Annotated in this window: 21 protein-coding genes; 1 reads left to right on the top strand and 20 read right to left on the bottom strand. The window is 33.5% G+C overall.

What is annotated here, in order from left to right:
• Nucleotides 1-91: 91 nt before the first annotated feature.
• The 3 genes from ACZM4J_RS03585 to aroD form a co-directional block, all read right to left on the bottom strand.
• On the bottom strand, nt 92-1,051 hold the full coding sequence (locus ACZM4J_RS03585; RefSeq protein WP_302689196.1) for an NAD(P)-dependent oxidoreductase: 960 nt from the start codon (nt 1,049-1,051) through the stop codon (nt 92-94).
• Between the two features lie 243 nt (nt 1,052-1,294).
• A complete protein-coding gene (gene efp / locus ACZM4J_RS03580) occupies nt 1,295-1,852 on the bottom strand; it encodes an elongation factor P (RefSeq protein WP_022166236.1) in 558 nt (185 codons plus the stop codon).
• Between the two features lie 82 nt (nt 1,853-1,934).
• Nucleotides 1,935-3,182, bottom strand: a complete 1,248-nt coding sequence (aroD, locus tag ACZM4J_RS03575) for a type I 3-dehydroquinate dehydratase (RefSeq protein ID WP_412621943.1) — start codon at nt 3,180-3,182, stop codon at nt 1,935-1,937.
• A 129-nt stretch (nt 3,183-3,311) separates the two neighbouring features.
• Between aroD and ACZM4J_RS03570 the strand changes: the two genes are divergently transcribed.
• Nucleotides 3,312-4,187, top strand: coding sequence for a shikimate dehydrogenase (locus tag ACZM4J_RS03570; RefSeq protein WP_022166237.1), 876 nt, complete (start codon nt 3,312-3,314; stop codon nt 4,185-4,187).
• A 209-nt stretch (nt 4,188-4,396) separates the two neighbouring features.
• On the opposite strand, the gene ACZM4J_RS03565 is transcribed toward ACZM4J_RS03570, so the two are convergent.
• The 17 genes from ACZM4J_RS03565 to mraZ all read right to left on the bottom strand — a co-directional run bounded on the left by ACZM4J_RS03565 (nt 4,397) and on the right by mraZ (nt 21,303).
• Nucleotides 4,397-4,903: a YqeG family HAD IIIA-type phosphatase gene (locus ACZM4J_RS03565; RefSeq protein WP_022166238.1), complete on the bottom strand. Its 507-nt coding sequence runs from the start codon at nt 4,901-4,903 to the stop codon at nt 4,397-4,399.
• Nucleotides 4,904-4,963: 60 nt separating this feature from the next.
• Entirely contained in the window at nt 4,964-5,413 is a 450-nt protein-coding gene (gene nrdR / locus ACZM4J_RS03560; protein ID WP_022166239.1) for a transcriptional regulator NrdR, read from the bottom strand.
• Between the two features lie 147 nt (nt 5,414-5,560).
• Nucleotides 5,561-5,824: a PRC-barrel domain-containing protein gene (locus ACZM4J_RS03555; RefSeq protein WP_022166240.1), complete on the bottom strand. Its 264-nt coding sequence runs from the start codon at nt 5,822-5,824 to the stop codon at nt 5,561-5,563.
• Between the two features lie 63 nt (nt 5,825-5,887).
• Entirely contained in the window at nt 5,888-6,664 is a 777-nt protein-coding gene (gene sigG / locus ACZM4J_RS03550; protein WP_022166241.1) for an RNA polymerase sporulation sigma factor SigG, read from the bottom strand.
• A gap of 132 nt (nt 6,665-6,796) precedes the next feature.
• A complete protein-coding gene (gene sigE, locus ACZM4J_RS03545) occupies nt 6,797-7,501 on the bottom strand; it encodes an RNA polymerase sporulation sigma factor SigE (RefSeq protein ID WP_117999216.1) in 705 nt (234 codons plus the stop codon).
• 44 nt (nt 7,502-7,545) lie between these two features.
• Nucleotides 7,546-8,313, bottom strand: a complete 768-nt coding sequence (locus ACZM4J_RS03540) for a sigma-E processing peptidase SpoIIGA (RefSeq protein ID WP_412621939.1) — start codon at nt 8,311-8,313, stop codon at nt 7,546-7,548.
• A 169-nt stretch (nt 8,314-8,482) separates the two neighbouring features.
• The gene (locus ACZM4J_RS03535; RefSeq protein ID WP_022166244.1) at nt 8,483-10,078 is read right to left on the bottom strand and encodes a peptide chain release factor 3; all 1,596 of its coding nucleotides are present in this window, start codon (nt 10,076-10,078) and stop codon (nt 8,483-8,485) included.
• A 111-nt stretch (nt 10,079-10,189) separates the two neighbouring features.
• Nucleotides 10,190-11,311, bottom strand: a complete 1,122-nt coding sequence (ftsZ, locus tag ACZM4J_RS03530) for a cell division protein FtsZ (RefSeq protein ID WP_022166245.1) — start codon at nt 11,309-11,311, stop codon at nt 10,190-10,192.
• Between the two features lie 112 nt (nt 11,312-11,423).
• Nucleotides 11,424-12,191 carry a cell division protein FtsQ/DivIB gene (locus ACZM4J_RS03525; protein ID WP_022166246.1) on the bottom strand — a complete coding sequence of 256 codons (768 nt, stop codon included), beginning with the start codon at nt 12,189-12,191 and terminating at the stop codon, nt 11,424-11,426.
• A 15-nt stretch (nt 12,192-12,206) separates the two neighbouring features.
• The gene (locus tag ACZM4J_RS03520; protein WP_022166247.1) at nt 12,207-13,379 is read right to left on the bottom strand and encodes an FtsW/RodA/SpoVE family cell cycle protein; all 1,173 of its coding nucleotides are present in this window, start codon (nt 13,377-13,379) and stop codon (nt 12,207-12,209) included.
• Nucleotides 13,380-13,396: 17 nt separating this feature from the next.
• Nucleotides 13,397-14,755, bottom strand: a complete 1,359-nt coding sequence (gene murD / locus ACZM4J_RS03515) for a UDP-N-acetylmuramoyl-L-alanine--D-glutamate ligase (protein ID WP_489485624.1) — start codon at nt 14,753-14,755, stop codon at nt 13,397-13,399.
• A 48-nt stretch (nt 14,756-14,803) separates the two neighbouring features.
• Nucleotides 14,804-15,790 (bottom strand): phospho-N-acetylmuramoyl-pentapeptide-transferase, encoded by a 987-nt coding sequence (mraY, locus tag ACZM4J_RS03510; RefSeq protein WP_022166249.1) that lies wholly within the window; start codon nt 15,788-15,790, stop codon nt 14,804-14,806.
• A 1-nt stretch (nt 15,791) separates the two neighbouring features.
• The gene (locus ACZM4J_RS03505; RefSeq protein WP_428244605.1) at nt 15,792-17,525 is read right to left on the bottom strand and encodes a peptidoglycan D,D-transpeptidase FtsI family protein; all 1,734 of its coding nucleotides are present in this window, start codon (nt 17,523-17,525) and stop codon (nt 15,792-15,794) included.
• Between the two features lie 30 nt (nt 17,526-17,555).
• Nucleotides 17,556-19,424, bottom strand: coding sequence for a peptidoglycan D,D-transpeptidase FtsI family protein (locus ACZM4J_RS03500; protein ID WP_022166252.1), 1,869 nt, complete (start codon nt 19,422-19,424; stop codon nt 17,556-17,558).
• Nucleotides 19,425-19,426: 2 nt separating this feature from the next.
• On the bottom strand, nt 19,427-19,888 hold the full coding sequence (locus ACZM4J_RS03495; RefSeq protein ID WP_302689204.1) for a hypothetical protein: 462 nt from the start codon (nt 19,886-19,888) through the stop codon (nt 19,427-19,429).
• A 2-nt stretch (nt 19,889-19,890) separates the two neighbouring features.
• Nucleotides 19,891-20,826 (bottom strand): 16S rRNA (cytosine(1402)-N(4))-methyltransferase RsmH, encoded by a 936-nt coding sequence (rsmH, locus tag ACZM4J_RS03490; protein ID WP_302689205.1) that lies wholly within the window; start codon nt 20,824-20,826, stop codon nt 19,891-19,893.
• 27 nt (nt 20,827-20,853) lie between these two features.
• Nucleotides 20,854-21,303 carry a division/cell wall cluster transcriptional repressor MraZ gene (mraZ, locus tag ACZM4J_RS03485; RefSeq protein ID WP_117999107.1) on the bottom strand — a complete coding sequence of 150 codons (450 nt, stop codon included), beginning with the start codon at nt 21,301-21,303 and terminating at the stop codon, nt 20,854-20,856.
• Nucleotides 21,304-21,306: the final 3 nt, after the last annotated feature.

Below are 21,306 nucleotides of genomic sequence, written 5' to 3'. Positions count from 1 at the left end.
TAATTAAATTGTTCATACAATTACGAGCTAATTCCGCGCCCGCATATTATTGTACTAGATATGTGTTTAAACCTAACACCCCTCTTGTGCTCTATTCTATAACATTTATAGGGGTTCCTGCAACCCATTTTTGCAAATTTTTCGAAACGATTTTAATAAGGCGCTCTCTAGTCTCTAAAGGAGCCCATGCTGCATGAGGTGTAATCACAAGATTTTTTGTTTCAATAAGCTTACAATCTTCTGGCATTGGTTCTTTTTCAATAACATCTAATGCCGCATATTGTATAACATTATTGTTTAACGCCCACATTAAATCTTCCTGATTTACAACTCCTCCACGTGATGTGTTTATAAAAAGACTATCTTTTTTCATCTTAGTAAAGAATTCTTTATTGCACATTTTTTCCGAATCATTATTTAACGGACAATGAATTGTTACAATATCTGACTTTTCCAAGATTTCATCAACTGTAGCATAAGTCACTTTATCAGACTGTCTGTTTTCTTTTAATGCACTTCTACTGTATGCCAGAACATTCATCCCAAAAGCATTTGCAATTACTGCTACTTTTTGTCCAATGGAACCATAGCCTATAATACCTATAGTTTTGCCGAAAAGTTCTTTCATTTCCATAAAAGGGGAAAATTTGTTAGTGTTTATCCATCCCTTGTTCTTTACAAATTCATCATACCTTGAGATTGTGTTGTAATAATGAAGTATAAATGCAAAAACATGCTGAGCCACTGCCTCTGTTGAATAGCTTCCGGCATTACAAACTGTAATCCCTTTTTTTCTTGTATATTCCAAATCAACGTTGTTATATCCTGTAGCAAACAAACCTACATATTTAAGGTTCTTTGCTCCGGATAAATTCTTCTCAGACATTGAAGATTTATTACATAAAATAACATCTGCATCTTTAATTCGTTCAGGTATTTCTTCATCTTTTGTAAAATCATAAATTTTTACTTCACCAAACCTGTCAAATATAGAAAAATCAATATCGTTATTTATTGTAAGTGTCGCAGCATCTAAAATTACTATTTTCATAAACTATCTCCTATTAATAAAAATGTTGCTTGCCACATTTTACACACCGGGTGCGTGTTGTTGCGCAACTGTTTTCTTTTTGCACTAGGTTGTATCCATAGTGGAACATTTTCCTTTCACACCAGGGTGCATCTATAGTGGAACATCTTTTATGTATGTAATAGAAATTCCGCTGGAATTTCTTATTACATAAAAAAGGACCACAGAAAATATTTCCGCAGTCCTAATTTATATAATTCAAAATTATACTCTCTTTGAATATTCACCTGTTCTTGTATCAATTACAATTGTTTCGCCCTGTTCAACGAATAAAGGAACATATACTGTAGCTCCTGTTTCAACAGTAGCTGGCTTTGTAGCATTTGTAGCTGTGTTTCCTTTGAATCCAGGTTCTGTTTCTGTAATCTGAAGTTCAACTGTGATAGGTGGTTCAATTGCAAAGACATCACCCTTACATGAACAAATCTTAACTGTTTCATTTTCCTTAACAAACTTAAGTGAATCTCCAACCTTGTCTGCACCTACAGCAATCTGGTCATAAGTTTCACCATCCATGAAGTAGTAAAGATCTCCATCATTGTATAAATACTGCATATCCTTTCTGTCGATATGAGCATTTTCAAATTTCTCTGTTGGTCTGAATGTTGTTTCTACAACACCACCACTCTTGATATCTTTTAATTTTGTTCTAACGAACGCTGCGCCTTTTCCTGGTTTTACATGCTGGAATTCGATGATCTGACAAATCTTTCCATCATATTCAATAGTAATACCATTTTTGAAATCGCCTGCTGTTACCATAATCTTTCCTCCTAAAAGTTCATCTGTGATAAATCACGCTTCTACCATTATAAAAGATTCTATAAATATTTTCAACCTTTATCTAATTATTAATTTCAATTTCAATATAGCCTTCTTTTTCTAAATAGTTAATTATATTATAGCATGTAAGAATTCTGTCATTAGAGTCCACATTTACCTTAACATTGGCTACTGACTGGTATCTTGGTTCTCTTTGTTCCATTAACTCTTTTACATGTCTTAAACTCATGTCGTTATTTAATATTGGTCTGTGAGTGTGGTCTTTTACTCTATCAAATATTGTTTCAGGAGTAGCTGTTAACAAAACAATAACTCCGTTTTTCTTTAGTATGTCTACGTTCTCATCTTTTAATACAGCACCACCGCCACAGGAAATAATCTGTCCCTGCTTACTTGAAATTGTCTGTAACGCATTTGTTTCAAGTGTTCTGAAATATGCTTCTCCCCTATCCTTAAATATGTCCCTTATGGCTTTTCCTTCATTTTCAACTATGTAGGCATCTACATCAATTTCCTTAAAAGATGTAATTTTTGACAATGCCTTTGATACAGTTGTCTTTCCTGTTCCCATAAAACCGATTAAAGAAATATTTCCTTTTAAACTACAACCTTCATTTACTTTTAGTAATTTTCTTAAAATATCTGCCTTAACCTGCCCAGGTGCTGATGCATCAACACCTGCTGCAAACGATACACTTGAAGCTGTAATATTTGTGCATATTCTTGAAACTGCCCCAAGTTCTCCCATAGACATTGTTATTATAGGAACATTTAATATATCTTTAAGCTGCGAAGATACATCCATAAATCTTTCTACGTCTTCTTTTGCTTCAGGCATAACTGCAATTTTGCAAATGTCTGCTCCCTGTTCTTCCATTTTTTTCATTATGTCTATTATTTCACCATTAGAAGGTGTGTTATCAAAATGATGATTTGACCCAATAACTTTTGCACCATTTTTCTTAATTCCTGCAATTAAGTTTTTAGCGATTTTCATGTGTCCCATTATTTCCACATCTACATAATCGCAATTTTCTGCTGCCTTACAGCAAATCTCTAAATACTTCTCATCACTTATACTCTGCTTACCACCTTCATCAGCAGTTCTAAATGTAAAAACAAGTTTGACATTTCCAATAATATTTTTTAACTTCGCAGTTATGTTTTCAATTACATCCGTATCTAATTTTTCAATATAATCTGCTCTCCATTCAATCAAGTCAGGTTGCATTTGTAAAACCTTCTCAGCCTGATTTAACACTTCTTTTTCGTCCTGTCCCATAATAGGAATACAAATTTTTGTTTTCATTAGTGCCTCCACTTTTGCAATAATTAAAGTATAGTTTAGCTGTTATTTTAAGTCAATGCGAAGGTTTACTTTTTTTATAAAAACTCTTATACTTTAATAAGCTAAACTACTTTACTTTGGAGGATTATTATGGGATGTATAAATGAAATCAACGGACATACAAAGCTTACAGGTCTTCTTGGAAGCCCTGTTGCACACAGCAAGTCACCTTTAATGCACAACGAAGCATTTAAGGAATTAGGACTTAACTACGTTTATTTGTGCTTTGATGTTCCTGAAAATAATTTAAAAGTTGCCTACGAAGGTTTAAAGAAATTAAACGTTGCCGGTTTTAACTGTACAATGCCTGACAAAACACTTATTTGCGAATTGTTAGATGAATTGTCACCTGCCGCATCAATGATTGGTGCCGTAAATACAGTTGTAAATAAAGATGGCAAATTCATCGGCCATAACACTGACGGAATCGGCTATATGCAGTCTGTTAAGGACGCAGGTTTTGACATAATCGGCGATACAATGACTTTACTTGGTGCCGGTGGGGCCGCTTCTTCTATTTTTGTTCAGGCAGCTCTTGATGGCGTTAAGAACATTAATGTTTTTAGTATAAAAGACCGTTTCTGGGAAAAAGCCGAAAAGATGGTTGACGCTGTTAATAGCAAAACAGATTGCAATGCTAAATTAATTGAACTTGGCAATGATGATGTTTTAGGCGAGTCAATTGAAAAAAGTCAGATTTTAACTAACGCTACTTCTGTTGGCATGGCACCAAATGTGGACGGTTGCATTATTCCTGACAAGAAAATGTTAAGAGAAGATTTAATAGTTTCTGATGTTATTTATAATCCAATGGAAACAAAACTTCTTAGAATGGCTAAGGAACAGGGCTGCCAGACTTTTAACGGTTTGTATATGCTTTTATACCAGGGAGCTGAAGCTTTCAAAATCTGGACAGGAAAAGATATGCCTGTAGAACATATTAAAGAACTTTATTTTACAGTTTAAAATATTTTATGAAAAAGAAATTTGGGTGGAATTTCTTTTTGCAGATTCTTTTCGCACAAGGATTCATCCCTAGAGTAACGTTTTTATATAATATGAAATTCCGAATAAATTTCTTACATAAAGAAGCTGTTTGTAATTTTTCGTTTAATTACAAACAGCTTTTTCTGTTGCGCTATTTTAGCATGTATTTTCTACTATTTCACAGAAAATTATTTTGACTTTTTGTTTTTTCTTTTCCAATTACATAATATGAATTTTTCAGGAATTCTTTTTAAAACAATTTGTATCTCTTCTTTTGGATTAATTTTTTCAACCATAATTGATTTAATACCAACTCTGTTTGCCCCCCACACATCAGTAAAAATCTGGTCTCCTAAGAACAATGTTGTTTCTTCGTTGGTTCCCATTATTTCCATTGCTTTAATGTAGTTTTTTTTACTTGGTTTATGAGCATCAAATATGTATTTTGAATTCACCGCATCTGCAAATGGCTTTACTCTTGGTTCCTTGTTATTTGATATAAGGCAGGTTTCTATTCCTAATTGATGTATTTTTTCAAACACATTAATTATATGTTCATCTGCCGGTGCTCCATGTGGAACAAGAGTATTATCAATATCAGATATAATACCTCTGATACCCTGCTTATAGTATTCTTCAAAATCTATTTCATCTACAGATTTCAAATATTTATCTGGATATAAACTTTCTAACATTCTTTTCTCCCGGTATTTTGTATTTTGTAAGTTTCTTAACACTTCTAAAAATACATACTTTTATTTTAACAATTTCTTTAACTCATCCATAAATGTATTAACATCTTTGAATTCTCTGTAAACTGAAGCAAATCTTACATAGGCAACCTGGTCTAATTCTTTTAATCTTTCCATTACAATCTCACCTATTACTCTGCTGGATATTTCCTTTTTTTCCATATTGAATATTTTATTTTCTACATCTTCCACAGCACTTACTATCTGTTCATAAGAAACAGGTCGTTTGTGACATGATCTTACTATTCCTGCTTCAATTTTTCCTCTGTCATAAGGCTCTCTTATATCATCTTTTTTTATAACAATAAGAGGAATGTTTTCTACTTTCTCGTAAGTTGTAAATCTTTTTTTGCACTTAAGACACTGACGTCTTCTTCTTATGGCGTTGTTTTCTTCCGCAGGTCTTGAGTCTATTACTTTTGTATTTTCTTCACCGCAATATGGGCACTTCATGTTTCTTCCTCCTAGTATACTCCATCTGGTCATCAGCATTTAGTTGTAACTATTATAAAAATGAACTTAATTCATTTTTCTTCTAAGTTTGCTGTTTATTTTAGTTAATTTTACACAAAGCCATTATAAATAAAGTGTTTAGAGAGGTCAAGATATTTTAATTTTATGTTTGACCTCCTTCTCCTCCACACGAACCAAAATAATATCAGGCCCAATCTGAGTAATACAACCAAAAGGTATTATATATTCAAAATCACTGCAAACAAGCCCGCACCATTTACTTGGTCCCATAACAACAATAGATTTTATACAGCCGGTACATATATCAAATTCCAAGTCACAAACATTGCCAAGAATTTTGCAGTCACAACAATTTATAACTTGTTTTCGTTTTAATTCTTCTATTCTCATAAAAGACCTTTTTTTATATATAGTATTCTTTATTTTTGTTTTTGTTCTCTTAAAATCGTCTTTTTATTTAATATAATTTTTCATGTTTTTAATTGCATTTTTTTCCAGTCTGCTAACCTGTGCCTGGGAAATTCCTATTTCATCAGCTATTTCCATTTGAGTTTTTCCATAAAAAAACCTCATGTCTATAATTTTTCTTTCTCTTTCGTTTAGCCCGTCTAAGGCCTCCCTTAGCACAATGTCTTCAACCCAGTTTTCTTCTTTATTCTTTTTATCGCTAATCTGGTCCATTACATAAAGGGTGTCCCCTCCCTGATCATATACAGGATCATATAAGGAAACCGGACTTTGAATGGCATCTAACGCATAAGTCACCTGCTCTTCCGTTGCCCCAATATGCTCTGCAATTTCACCGATTGTAGGTTCTTTGTTAGTTGACTTAATTATGTTTTCCCTGCAATAAATTGCCTTATAGGCTGTATCCTTGATGGAGCGGCTAACTCTAATTGCCGTGTTATCTCTCAAAAATCTTTTCAGTTCTCCTGAAATCATAGGTACCGCATAAGTTGAAAACTTTACATTTAGTGTGTCATCAAAATTATCTACCGCTTTTATTAAGCCAATGCATCCTATTTGAAATAAGTCGTCAACATTTTCTCCTGTGTTAGAAAACCTCTGCAAAATACTTAATACTAATCTCAAATTGCCTCTAATGTACTTTTCTCTTGCTTCCATGTTTCCTTTTTTTATTTCCTTAAAAAGTTCTCTTTTTTCCTCTTCTGTTAATAATGGTAGTTTGGCTGTATTTACGCCACATATTTCCACTTTAAAAAGAGCCATAATATTTCCTACTTTCATATTTTTGTATTTTCACATAAATATGTTTTCCTAAATACCGGCTCTTTATTCGTAATATTTTCTTTTTGAAACTATAAACTTTATATACTGTCGAATTGTGGTTTATTATGTTTTTTATTGATACTTTACAATTTCTCTTTTCAGTCTTCTTATTATCTTTTTTTCAAGTCTTGATATGTAAGACTGGGAGATTCCAAGAGAGTCTGCCACTTCTTTCTGCGTCATTTCCTCGCCATCAATATTATTTAGTCCATAACGCATTTGTACTATTGTTTTTTCTCTGTTATTTAGCTTGTTTATCGCCTTGTACAAAAGCTTTTTCTCTACCTCATTTTCTATGTCTTTTGATATAATATCCTCATCTGTCCCTAAAATATCTGACAAAAGCAGTTCATTACCATCCCAGTCTACATTAAGTGGCTCATCAATTGACACTTCCAGTTTTGTTTTATTATTTTTTCTTAAATACATAAGAATTTCATTTTCAATACATCTGGATGCATAAGTTGCCAGTTTTATGTTTTTATTAGGGTTAAAAGTATTTATTCCTTTAATCAATCCAATGGAGCCAATGGAAATCAAATCTTCAACGCCTACTCCTGTGTTATCGAATTTCTTGGCTATGTAAACCACCAGTCTTAAATTATGTTCAATTAATTTCGACCGACTTTCCTTATCCTCACCTTCAATTATTTTCTTTATGCAGGTTGCTTCCTCTTCTGCTTCCAAAGGCGGTGGCAAAATGTCATTGCCACCAATGTAATATATTTCCCCTTCTTTTGAATAAAGTAGCCCTTTTAACAAGGCAATTTTTCCCATGTATTTTTTTCCAAAATCTAACGTTTTCACAAACTCTCCCCCTTTTATTCTAATAATTTAGGATGTAAAATCATATGATACATATTATCATTACTTAATTTACCGTTATATATACCGATAATCTGATTATTGTATCTATTTCCATTTACTTCTATGTACTCACAAAAAACTCCTTTTAACAGCCCATTTTCCTTGCCCAGCGACTTAAAAGCTATAAAAGTAAACCTCGAATTTTCATTTATAATTTTTTCTGCAGCAGTTTTTTCAATAATGGAAACCGGCTTTCCGGTCATAGGCTCAAAAAGGTTATTCCCCGTATCCACTAGTGCGGTAACATCTACTTTGCAATTTCCTTCTTTTATGGTTATTTTAAGCAGATTTTTACTTGCTCCTGCCTCTTTTAGCATAAGCTTAGCTAACAGTCTGATAATGCTATTGCATGTAACTGCAATAACAATACTCAAAAGCATACTGTTGTTTTTATTAAACAGATTCATTATGCCATTTAGTAGGAAAGTAGCCCCATACATAACAAGAAAAGCCTTCACATTTGCCCTAAAATCCATTTTTCCAAAAGCAAGAATTATCATTATTTCAGCTACTATCAGATAAGTTAAAATTATTTTAACCGGTATGTTTTCCTTCAAAAAAAGAATCAACACGCTGTATATGGCTCCTGCAAATGCTGCCAATATCATTCTGTACCACTTACTCTTTTTATTTAAAATCTCTCCGGTTGCAAATATAACTGACAAATCTATTAGAAAATTGTACCCAAAGTAAACATCTATAAATATGTATATATGTCTCACCCCTTTTCTACTATTATAATTTTTCCCATAAAAAAGTCTGTCGAAGAGACACATAAAAAAATAAGTTATAAATTACATTTCTATTAATATGTCAAAATATATACCTTCCATATTATGTGTAATTTATAACTTATTTCATTTTTTATAAATTCGCGATTTGCTTTTATTGTTAATTATTCTTAAATTCTGTCAATTCCAAACCTTCATTTCTTTCAAGTAAAAGTTTTACAGACCATTCGTTTGTAAATATAACTAAAGGATTGCCCTTCATATCCTTTACTCTCTTAGCGTCTGATGGACATTTTACGTTATTTAGATTAACTGTAGGATCCTTAATCCATCTAATGTGTCTGTATGGAAGTGGCTCTAATCTAACATCACAACCGTATTCATTTTCCATTCTGTATTTCAAAACGTCAAACTGTAGCACACCTACTACACCTACGATTATTTCTGACATTTCAAGGTTATAGTCCTGGAATATCTGAATCGCCCCTTCCTGAGCAATCTGTGTAACACCCTTCATAAACTGCTTACGCTTCATTGAATCAAGGGCAACTAATCTACAAAAATGTTCAGGTGCAAAAGTAGGTATTCCTTCGTATGCAAACTTCTTTCCAGGTGTACAAATTGTATCGCCAATTGAAAAAATTCCCGGATCAAATACACCTATAACGTCGCCTGCATAAGCTTCATTTATAACTTTTCTGTCCTGTGCCATAATCTGCTGTGGCTGAGAAAGCTTCATTTTCTTTCCACCCTGAACATGGTAAACTTCCTTACTTGCATCGAATTTTCCTGAGCAAACTCTCATAAATGCAATCCTATCATGATGCGCCTTATTCATGTTTGCCTGAATCTTAAAAACAAATCCTGAAAATGGTTCTGTTATAGGATCAATCAATCCCTGATCAGACATTCTTGGAAGCGGTGACTCTGTCATTTTTAAGAAATGTTCAAGGAAAGTTTCCACACCAAAAGTTGTCAACGCTGAACCGAAAAATACAGGTGATAATTCACCTTTATCAACTAATTCCTGATCAAATGGTTCACTGGCTCCATCTAACAATTCAGCATCATCTACTAACTGATCATATAACTCATCACCTATTTCATTTTTAAACTCTTCGTTGTCTAAATCATATATTTTTTCAGCAGCACTTTTTGCGCCACCTACTGAAACAGCCTGAAACATTGAAATTTTCTTTGTATTTCTGTCATAGACGCCTTTAAATCTCTTACCGGAACCAATTGGCCAGTTAATAGGACATGTTTTAATTCCTAATACATTTTCAATTTCTTCTAGTAATTCATAAGGATCTCTTGCCTCTAAATCCATTTTGTTAATAAATGTAAAAATCGGTATATGACGCATTACACATACCTTGAAAAGTTTAATTGTCTGTGCTTCTACACCCTTTGAAGCATCAATTACCATCACTGCCGAGTCAGCAGCCATAAGTGTTCTGTAAGTATCCTCTGAGAAATCCTGATGGCCCGGTGTATCAAGAATGTTAATGCAATAACCTTCATATTGAAACTGTAATGCTGATGATGTAACAGAAATACCTCTTTCTTTTTCTATACCCATCCAGTCAGAAACAGCATACTTTGAATTTGCTTTTCCTTTTACAGAACCTGCTGTGTTAATTGCTCCACCGTACAAAAGAAACTTTTCTGTTAAAGTTGTCTTACCTGCATCGGGATGAGAAATAATCGCAAATGTTCTTCTGTTTTCTATTTCTTTTTTTATGTTATCTTCCATGCTTCTCTCCATTTTATTTTTGAATAATGTTTTTGCAACAAAAAGACACGAACTGCATATACTCAGGTTCGTGTCTTTTTATTTATTAAGTAAACTTTGGCTTAAGCCTAATTATTTGTTTCTTAAGAAATCAGGAATGTTAAGTGGCTTGTCCTCAATGCTACTATGTGGCTGCTGAACAGGAGTTGTTTCACTCTTTGGTGCAGCAGAAGGTGTTGCATTGTATGAGAACTTCTTAGCTGTGCTTCCCATACCAAAAGGTGTTGCCTTTGGTGCTGGTGTTGAATCGCCAATACCTGTTGCCATTACTGTAATTGAACATTCATCAGGGTATGAATCATCATATCTTACACCGAAGATAATGTTTGCATCATCACCTGCAAGTTCCTGTACATAGCTTGCAGCTTCATTAGCTTCAAATAAGCTAACATCACCAGTAATGTTGATAATAACATTCTTTGCTCCATCGATTTTTGTTTCAAGAAGTGGAGATGTAACAGCCTGCTGAACTGCATCTGAAGCCTTCTCATCACCGCTTGCTTCACCGATACCAATATGAGCAATACCTGCATCTCTCATAACTGTCTGAACGTCAGCAAAGTCAAGGTTAATTAATGCAGGTACATTAATTAAGTCTGTAATACCCTGAACTGACTGCTGTAATACTTCATCAGCCTTCTTTAATGCTTCAGGCATTGTTGTTCTCTTATCTACGATTTCTAATAATTTATCATTTGGAATTACAATAAGTGTGTCTACGTTTGGCTTTAATCTTTCAATACCTGCTAAAGCATTGTTCATACGTGCCTTTGATTCAAATCTGAAAGGCTTTGTAACTACACCTACTGTAAGAGCTCCCTGCTCTCTTGCTACACGTGCTACAACAGGTGCTGCTCCTGTACCTGTTCCACCACCCATACCACATGTTACGAATACCATATCGGCACCCTTTAATAACTGTGCTAATTCTTCTACGTTCTCTTCTGCAGCTGCTTCACCAACTTCAGGCTTAGCTCCTGCTCCAAGACCTTTTGTTATCTTCTCACCAATCTGTAAAGTTGTTGGTGCCTTACTTCTTTTAAGTACCTGTGCATCAGAATTAATTGCAATAAATTCAACTCCTCCGATGTTTTCATCTATCATTCTATTTACGGCATTGTTTCCTGCTCCACCAACGCCTACAACTATAATCTTTGCTACTGCTTCGCTTTCGTTTGTAGTAATTTCTAACAAGAGTACATCCTCCTTTGTCTCACTTAAAATTTAGTTTGCCTCTTAAAATAGAGACATAATATTAGCCATATACATTATATAATATAATTTTTTTCTAAAAATAGCAATACCTTTATTTCTTTTTTTCTTCACTTTTTTTCAAAGTGTAACTTCCATCTTCACTGGCATGTTTCATGTTTAAAGTTCCTTTGTACTTTATAACATTTTTGTACATGTCATTAAAATCCTTTAATTTCTTGTCCAGATTTGTTTTTTTGCCAAGCTGAACTTTCACATTTTTTATGTTCATTGTCACTTCATTGTTTTTGTTTATGGAATACTGTTTTACTTTGTAATTGTAAGCTTCCACTGATGAAGTAACTGTCAAAATTGTTTCTAAAGACTTTTCATCTTTTACTTTTATTTTTTTGAAAAGCTTTAATTCTGTAGCTTCCAATCCCTTAACCGGAACAATATCTTTTATTTTTTCATCAGATATTTTAAGAATTGTACCATTCTCATCAAAGTAATAATATAATTTATCCTTTTTGATGTATCCCTGTAACTTCTTTTCATATCCTGTTATTTTCACTTTTGATGGCGATAAAAGTTTTACTTTATATTCCTCATACAACTCAAGGGGTGTATTTTCCCCAATTAAACTTTTAAACCAAAAGACCAATGTGTTATCAATCTTTTGTTCACTCATGTAAGCATTCACTTCCTGATCTGTAAACTGGCCCAAATCAGAAGTACATGTAACGCTTTGCAACTTAAATCCAAATATACCAATTAAGATTAAGGCAACAATAATTACAATTACCAAAAAAGAAACTTTAACCCATTTTTTTAATTTTCTGCGTCTGTGTTTTTTTCTTCCTCTTCTTTTCTCCTGACTCATAATGACTCCTTACATTTAACGAATCCTCTTTATTCTTCTTGAAACTGATAAAACCATTGCCATTTCTATCATCAAAAACATTAACGACGTTCCACCATAACTTATAAATGGTAAGGATACACCTGTATTTGGTATAAAGTTAGTAACAACGGCTATATTAAGAACAACCTGTATTGAAATATGTGCAAGCACACCAACTACCACCATTGAGCCAAACAAATCTGATGCATTACTTGCAATATATCTCATCCTTCTAATTAAGAAAATAAACAATGCAATAATACACAAAGCTCCAAAAATACCAAGTTCCTCACATATAATGGAAAAAATCATATCGTTAGAGGCTTCAGGAACGTACCCTAATTTCTGAGCACTGTTTCCTAATCCTTTACCAAATAAGCCACCGGAACCAATTGCATATAGCCCCTGCATTACCTGATAACCACCTTTATCCATGTACGCTTCCGGATTTCTCCAAACAGCAATTCTGCTAAATCTAAATCCTAAGTCAGAGAATTCTCCGAGAAAAAACAGCGATACAACACCAACACCTATTCCGGCTGCGATTATCCCTGTAAAAAATTTGCAGGCACCTGCAACAATTAGCATTACAGCTCCTATTCCTAAAACAATAATTGCGGAACTTAAGTTAGATGTAACAACAAACAACACTGCCGCCCCAAAAATACTTATGCTGTAAATCTGCCAACAAATCTTACCATGTTTTAAAGCATCCCTACCACATTTAGATAGCAAAAACGCCGTTAAAAGAATAACTGATATTTTAACCAACTCAGCAGGCTGAAAAGATACAATTTTCAAGTCCACCCATCTTCTTGCACCGTTTGCCTCGATTCCCATTGGTGTTAAAACGAGAAAAACACTTACTATGGATGCCCCGTAGATGATTTTGCTGAACTTCTTTAAAATTCTATAGTCAAAAAATATCATTGGTATCATTACAACTAATCCCATAGCTGTGGCAATTAGCTGATTTTTCAAAAAATATATTGAGCTATTATATTTATTTAATGCTGTATAAGAACTTGCACTGTACAAAAGCACGTAGCCTAAAAGCATTATAAAAATCCATACAAATAGCAAACTATAGTCGAAATAACCACTTCTTCTTTTTCTATTTAATTGTTGTTCATCTGATTTGGAAACCTGATTATTTTCTTTATTCAATATACTTACCCCAAGTTCTATTTTAATTTCTTAACATAATCCTTGAACATATCACCACGCTGCTCATAACTGTCAAACATATCCCAGCTTGCACATGCAGGTGACAATAAAACTGCATCTCCCTGCTGTGCATTTTTCTTACATTCATCTATTGCTTCTTCTAAAGATTTTGTAAAAATAATATTTTCAAAACCATATTTTTTTGCTGTGTCAGCAATCTGGTTAGAAGTTTCACCAAGTAAAACCAAGCATTTAACTTTGCCTTCTAATTCTTTTGCCCATTCGTCAAAAGTAACTTTCTTGTCATAGCCGCCTGCTATTAAAACAGTTGGACGTGTCATTGCCTGAATTGCTTTTATGGATGCATCTGTATTTGTTCCCTTAGAATCATTATAGTAAATAACATCATCAATTGTATCTACATATTCTATTCTGTGAGCTACTGCTTTAAACTTTTTGATTGCTTCTTTAATCACAGCATCAGGAACTCCCATATTAACTGAAATTCCAATTGCTGCCATAATATTTTCAACATTATGAATACCTACAAGTGTTGTGTCCTCTGTTGTTGTAATAACACGTTTTTCTCCATTTTCAGCGTACATAATATTTTTTCCGTCTAAATAAACGCCTTCTTCTAATTTGTTTTTGCTGCTAAACCAAACAATTTTATTTTTAAGTTTTGGCGCATATTCTCTTAATATTTCATCTTCATAATTAAGAATAATCGGCTGATTTTCGTCCTGATTCATTGCAATACTCATTTTTACATTTGTATAACATTCCATTGTATAATGACGGTTCAAATGGTCCGGAGTAATATTTAATACAGCACTTACATCCGGTTTAAATGTATGTATTGTCTCTAACTGGAAACTGCTTATTTCTGCAACTGTCACTGTATCTTCTGTAGAATCAAAAGCTGTTAATGTATACGGTGTTCCAATGTTACCAACTACATTTACATCCTTATAATATGCTGCTAAAATTTCTCCAACCAAAGCTGTTGTTGTAGTTTTTCCGTTAGTTCCTGTAATCGTTGCAAGTCTTCCTTTTCCTACAACGTAGGCAAGTTCAACTTCGCCCCAAATTGGTACATTATTATCTCTTACATCATTTACAAAAGGAGCATCAATAGCAATACCCGGACTTAATATCATAAGGTCAAATTGCTTTATAACATCTTCTTTTAATTCTCCAAGAATTACATCAACATTTTCTTTATTATCTAATTTTGCCAAAATATCTTCTTTGTTTAGTTTTACATTTCCATCATAAATTGTAACAACTGCGCCTACCTTTTTTAAAAGGTTTGCAGCACCTATACCGCTTTTTCCTGAACCTGCAACTAATACTTTTTTGTTCTTAAGTTCCATAACATTACTCCTCATCTGCTAAATTATCACCATTTATATTCTATTATTTTATAATGCTAAATATCCAATTAAACATAACATTGCTGTAGCAATTGCAAAAGCTGCCACAACCTGAGTTTCTGCATAACCGCTTTCCTGAAAATGATGATGAATCGGTGCCATTTTAAACACTCTTCTTCCTTCACCATATTTTTTCTTTGTGTACTTAAACCAGCTTACCTGAATTATGTCTGACAATGATTCAAGTAAATATATACATGCCACAATTACTATAAAAATTGGCATTTTAAGCATAAATGCCATAGATGAAACAAAACCACCTAAAGCAAGTGAACCTGTATCACCCATAAATACTCTTGCAGGATATACGTTGTATAAGAAAAATCCAAGTAACGCTCCAACAAAAGCTGCTGAAATTGGCTCTAAACCTGATTTTGTTCCTGCAGCTACTGCTGTAAAGAACACTGCAATTATAACAGTAACACTTGTTGCTAAACCATCAAGACCATCTGTTAAGTTTGCTCCATTTACAGTTCCTAAAACAGCTATAAATAAAAATGGAATAAATAACCACATTGGCATTGTCACTTCCATTCCGTTTGTAAAAGGAATAATTGTAGCTGTTCCAAGACCTGAATATTTAACTATATAGAAACAGAAAATTGCTGTTACAACAATCTGTGCAACTAGTTTCTGAATTTCTGTTAAACCTAAATTACGTTTTTTTACAACTTTTATATAATCATCTAAAAAGCCTATAATACCGAAACCTATAACCATAAACAAAACCGGTACTATTCTTGTGTTCTTGCAAACGAACATAAAAATAAGAGATGTGACAATAACACTTGCAAGAATAATCATGCCACCCATAGTTGGTGTACCTGACTTACTTTGATGTGATTTTGGTCCTTCCTCTCTTATGTACTGTCCAAATTTTAATTTTTTAAGCATGGGTATTACTATAGGACATAAAATAACACTTACTGCAAAAGAAATAATAATTGCTGCGATGATAGTTGTACTTGTACTCATTTTACTCTCCTTGTTTCTTTTCTTCCAACCAATATGGAAGAATATTTTTGTATAACTCACTTATTACCGGAGCAGCAACCTGCCCACCATAATATATCCCCTTTGGTTCATCAATAATTGCCATTGCTATTATTTGTGGATTATCTGCCGGAGCAAAACCCATAAAAGATGCTATGTATTTTCCTGAACCTCTTGGCAGTTTCTGCGAAGTTGCAGTTTTCCCTCCAACCTTGTATCCTTCCACTTTTCCTTTGCTTCCGGTTCCTTCTGAAACTACTTTTTCTAGGATAAATTTCATTGTATCTGATGTTTTTTTAGATACAACGTTGTTCTTATTTTTGTACTTAAATTGTTTTACAACTTTTCCATTGCTGTTTATGGCTTTAACACCAAAATGAGGTGTGACAATTTTTCCACCATTAACCACTGCACTTGCTGCAACAAGATACTGCATAGGTGTAATCTGAAACGACTGTCCAAAAGACATTGTTGCCAGTTCAACGTTACCAACATTTTTCAGCTTATGAATAATTGTTGAGGCTTCCCCCGGCAAGTCAATTCCCGTTTTGTTCATTAGCCCTAATTTTCTCATTTGCTCATAAAACTTTTCCTTGCCTACCTTTAATCCTACGTCTATAAAAACCGGATTGCAGGAATTCATAACTCCCTGTAGGAAATTTTCACTTCCATGACCTGTTGTTTTATGACACCTTATTCTTCTATCGTCCACAATCCTAAAGCCCGGACAGCTAAATCTTGTGTCCATTGTCACCTGATTATTTTCCAAAGCTGCTGTGGAAGTTATTACTTTAAATGTAGAACCCGGTTCATAAGTATCATTAATACATTGATTTCGCCACATTCTATTAAGTAAATCCTGTTTTTCTTTAGAAGAAAATTTTTCATTAGTTGTATAATTTAAGTTGTATGGTTTATTTAAATCAAACTCAGGTGCATTGACCATAGCCAATATTTCACCGTTGTTCGGATTCATTGCAATAATTGAAACATAATTTGCTTTTTTCACTTCTAAGGTTTTGTAGGCAATCTGTTCAGCATACTGCTGGATATTCAAGTCAATGGATGTTACCAGACTATTACCTGTTACAGGTTCCCTTCTTTGTTCAAGAGCATTTTTCATTTCAATGCCTCTTGAATCTGTTGGTGTTAAAATAGTCCCATCTTTTCCTTTCAGATACTTTTCATATTGAATCTCCAAGCCAATAATCCCCTGATTATCAGAACCTGTAAACCCTAAAACTTTTGAACCTAAACCTCCATAAGGATAATACCTTTTATAATCTTCGTCAACCTTTACCCCTGACAAATTATATTTTCTGATTTTATCACCTACCCTTTTAGGTACATTAGATTTTATTTTTTCTCTTACACTTATTTTGTTTACTTTTTTAGAGACTTCGCTTTTGGAAAGCTCTAATTCTTTTGTTAGTATTTCTATGATTTTTTCAGGTTCTTTAATTTGGTTATATATAACAGAAACGGTACACACTGTCTTATTACTTGCAATGACCTTACCGTTTCTATCTAAAATTTCCCCTCGTGGAGCCTTTATTCTTCTTTCTCTTTCCTGAACCTCAACGGCTCTTTTCGTATAATATTGGGATTTAAAGACCATTAAATATACTAATTTTCCTGTTACCAAAACTAAAAATAAAATTATTCCCCAAACATAAATCAGTAATAATTTTCGGTTAATTGTTTTAACTTTATTCAAATTACCGCTTCCAGAATGTTTTTTATAATTCTATTCTTTTTCTGTTTTTTCTATTCCCATATATGGCAATACCTGTTTCATAATGTATGTCCAAAATTCTGTGTTGTACGCTGTTGCTTCTGTATTATCCTTTGGGCTATCCATAATTGTATAACATACAACCTGTGGATTTTCACAAGGAACACAACCTATAAATGAAAGAATATACTGATTTTTAATTCTTCCTTTTACCTTACCTGATGTGTATACTTTCTCGGCTGTACCTGTTTTTCCACCAACAGTATATCCCGGTATGGCTGCTGTTTTACCTGTACCTGTTAATACTACTTCTCTTAAACATTTCTTTATAAATTCAGAAGTATCTCTTGTTACAGTTTCTTTTATTAATGTTTTTGAATAGTTTTTAACTAAATCACCATTTTCTGTTACCACCTGTTTTACCACATGTGGTTCATAATAATAACCTCCATTAATTAATGAAGAAAATCCTGACACCATCTGTATCATGTTTACTGTAAAGTTCTGACCAAATGAGTTTGTTGCAAGGTCCACAGCATTCATGCCACTTTTCTTATCATAAACAATACCTCTTGTTTCACCTGGTAAATCAATTCCGGTTTTCATGCCAAAACCAAATCTTTCCTGATACTGCTGGAATAATGATGTGCCTAACTTTCTACCAATAAACATCATGTAATCGTTACATGACTGTGCTACCGCTGTCTTAACATCAATTAATCCATGACCACTTTTATCGTGACAGTCAATTGTGTATATGTCTACTTTTTCATGACCATCACATGTGAATTTTGTTTTCTGATTAATTGAATTTTCCTCAATTCCCGCAGCCACTGTAAATGGTTTAGCTGTAGAACCTGGTTCAAATGAATCTGTAATACAGAAGTTATTCCAAATTTCATTTAAGGCTTCTGACTTTTTCTTTCTTGAAAACTTGTCCCACTGTGCCTTTGTATAACCTGCAGGCCTTTTCGTAGGATTATTCAAATTAAAAGTAGTGTCATCACCCATTGCCAATATTTCACCTGTATTTGGATCTGCAATAACAACTGCCAGTCTTTTAGGATTGTATTTCTTCATATATTTTTTCATGGCATTTTGAACAATTCTTTGTATGTTCATATCTATAGAAGAAATAACGTTGTTTCCATTAGTAGCGTCTTTAACTACTGTTTCCATATTATTTTCAGCATCCATATAGCCATATTCACGCCCTGCAGTTCCGTTAAGCTGTTCTCCGTAACTGCTTTCAATTCCCATTGATGCCTCATTATTCAGGTTGGAATATCCAAGAACACTACATGCTAATGTATTATACGGATACATACGCTTGTAGTTCTTTTCGAACCAGACACCTTTCACATTACTTGCTGTTTCCTTTTCTTCTTTTGTTTTAGCAAGTTTTCCTGCAACATAATCCTGAAACTCTTCTATTTCCTCATATTTTAATTCTTTTTTTGCCACCCAATAACTGCTGTTTTTTCGCTCCTTAATACTTGTTATCAAGTCTTCCTTATTAAAATCAAAATATTTAGTTAAAGCTTCCACTGTTGGCTCTAAATATTTATTGTCTTCACTATTCATGATTAATTTTGAGTCAATTACAAGATTATAAACCATAACGCTTGTTGCAAGCACATTACCGTTTCTGTCTTTTATATCACCACGTTTAAAGGGTATAACCCTGCTGGTAAAGCTCTGCTGTTGTAACACCTGAATTGAATAAGTATTACCTTTTGCCACATTTATATATGCAATTTTTCCGCATAATACAAGTAAAAATCCGACAATTATTACATAAATAATTCCCAGATTTCTACCCATTCTCTTATTAAATCTTAATCTTGGTTTTTTCCTTCTTACTTGTCTTCTCTCACTCATAATTACTTTCTTGGTATATCTCCATACTGTAATGTATATCCACTGTCACTTGCCTTGTAAGTAGATATCTGTTTGTCAGTTGCCTGTTTCATACCTAACTTAGTTGTTGCCACTTTGTAAACATGGTCAACATTAACATAGCTGTTAATTGAATAATTTAACGCATTATTCTGTGACTGCACTGTGCTAATCTGACTTTTTAACTGTGAGATACTGTCTCTTGTTGCTGTAATGTTTGACTGCATGTGTAAATAACTTACACTCATAACCAAACACACCATTGTTACAATTGCAAAAAAAACAACTAAAGGTGCACTCATTGCTAGTCCTTTAATTTCTTCCTGTTCAACTGTATGTCTTTTGTGTTTTCTCTGTACCTCAATCTGTTCTCTACTTGGTACAGACTGAGTTGCTATATTACCATAAACAAATTCACTTGTATAACTGCTTCTTACCCCGTTCATATTTAACACCTTTCAAATATCCTTAGCTTTGAGCTTTTTGCCCGCTTATTTTCTTCTATCTCATCTTCTGATGGAATAATTGGTTTTCTTGTTATAACTTTTCCTTTTGACTTTTTCCCACAAACGCACACTGGGAAATTTGGTGGACAAGTACATGGATTTTCATTTTCCCTGAACTTTGTCTTAACAATTCTGTCCTCTAGTGAATGAAAAGTTATAATACAAATTCTTCCATTTGGTTTTAACAAATCAATCATCTTATCAATAGATTCTTTTAATACTGTTAATTCCTGATTAACTTCAATTCTAATAGCCTGAAATGTTTTCTTGGCAGGATGTCCACCCTTTGCCTGAACCTTCATTGGAATAGCTCTTTTAATCACTTCACTTAATTCCTTTGTAGTTTCTAAAGGCTTTTCCTTTCTGGCTAAAACAATATGTTTTGCAATGTTCTTTGCAAATTTATCTTCTCCGTAGTCTTTTATTATTTTAAATAATTCATTTTCGCTGTAAGTATTTACAACATCTGCTGCTGTAAGTTCCTGTCTTGTGTCCATTCTCATATCAAGAGGTGCATCTGATTTATAAGAAAAACCTCTTTCTAAATTATCTAACTGATATGAGGAAACTCCTATATCTAAAAGTATGCCGTCTACTTTTTCTACATTTAATTCTTTTAGTACCTTATCAATTTCACAATAATTACTTCTTACTAATGTAATTTGATTTTCAAATTCTTTTAAACGCTCTCCTGCTGCTTTTAAAGCCTCTCCATCCTGATCTATACCAATCAGTCTTCCCTTCGGTGACAGTCTCTTTAATATTTCGTATGAATGACCACCACCACCTAATGTTCCATCAACATATATTCCGTCAGGTTTTATATCTAAGCCATCAATGGTTTCATCCAAAAGAACTGATATGTGTTTGAAATCCATATTGACCTTCTTTCCATTACTTAATTTTTATACTCCAAGACCTGCCATGTAATCTGCCAAATCTTCAATCTTCTCTTCTGCGTCTTCACTTAACAGATATTCATCCATCTGTTCATTCCACTTATCTATATCCCAAATTTCAATGTGATCACCTACGCCAACCCAGACAACCTGGCTTGTTAAAGATGCGTAGTCCCTTAATGTTGAAGGTACAAGCACACGTCCCTGCTTGTCCGCATCAAGGGCTTCCGCACCACCGAGGAAAAATCGATTGAAACTTCTTACCTTTTTGTCGGTAAATGGTAAACTACTAAGCTTTTCCTGTAAAGCTTTCCATGTGGTTTCAGGGTATGCAAAAAGACACTTGTCAATACCTCTTGTAACAACAAGTCTTTCGGCAAGATTATCTCTTATCTTTGAAGGGATAACTGTTCTGCCTTTAGTATCCATTTTTTGAGTTTGTTCACCTGTAAACATATA

It is taken from the genome of Eubacterium sp. (assembly GCF_057858645.1).
Note: the sequence above shows the minus strand (reverse complement) of the source record. Positions and strands in the feature narration are given on the sequence as shown.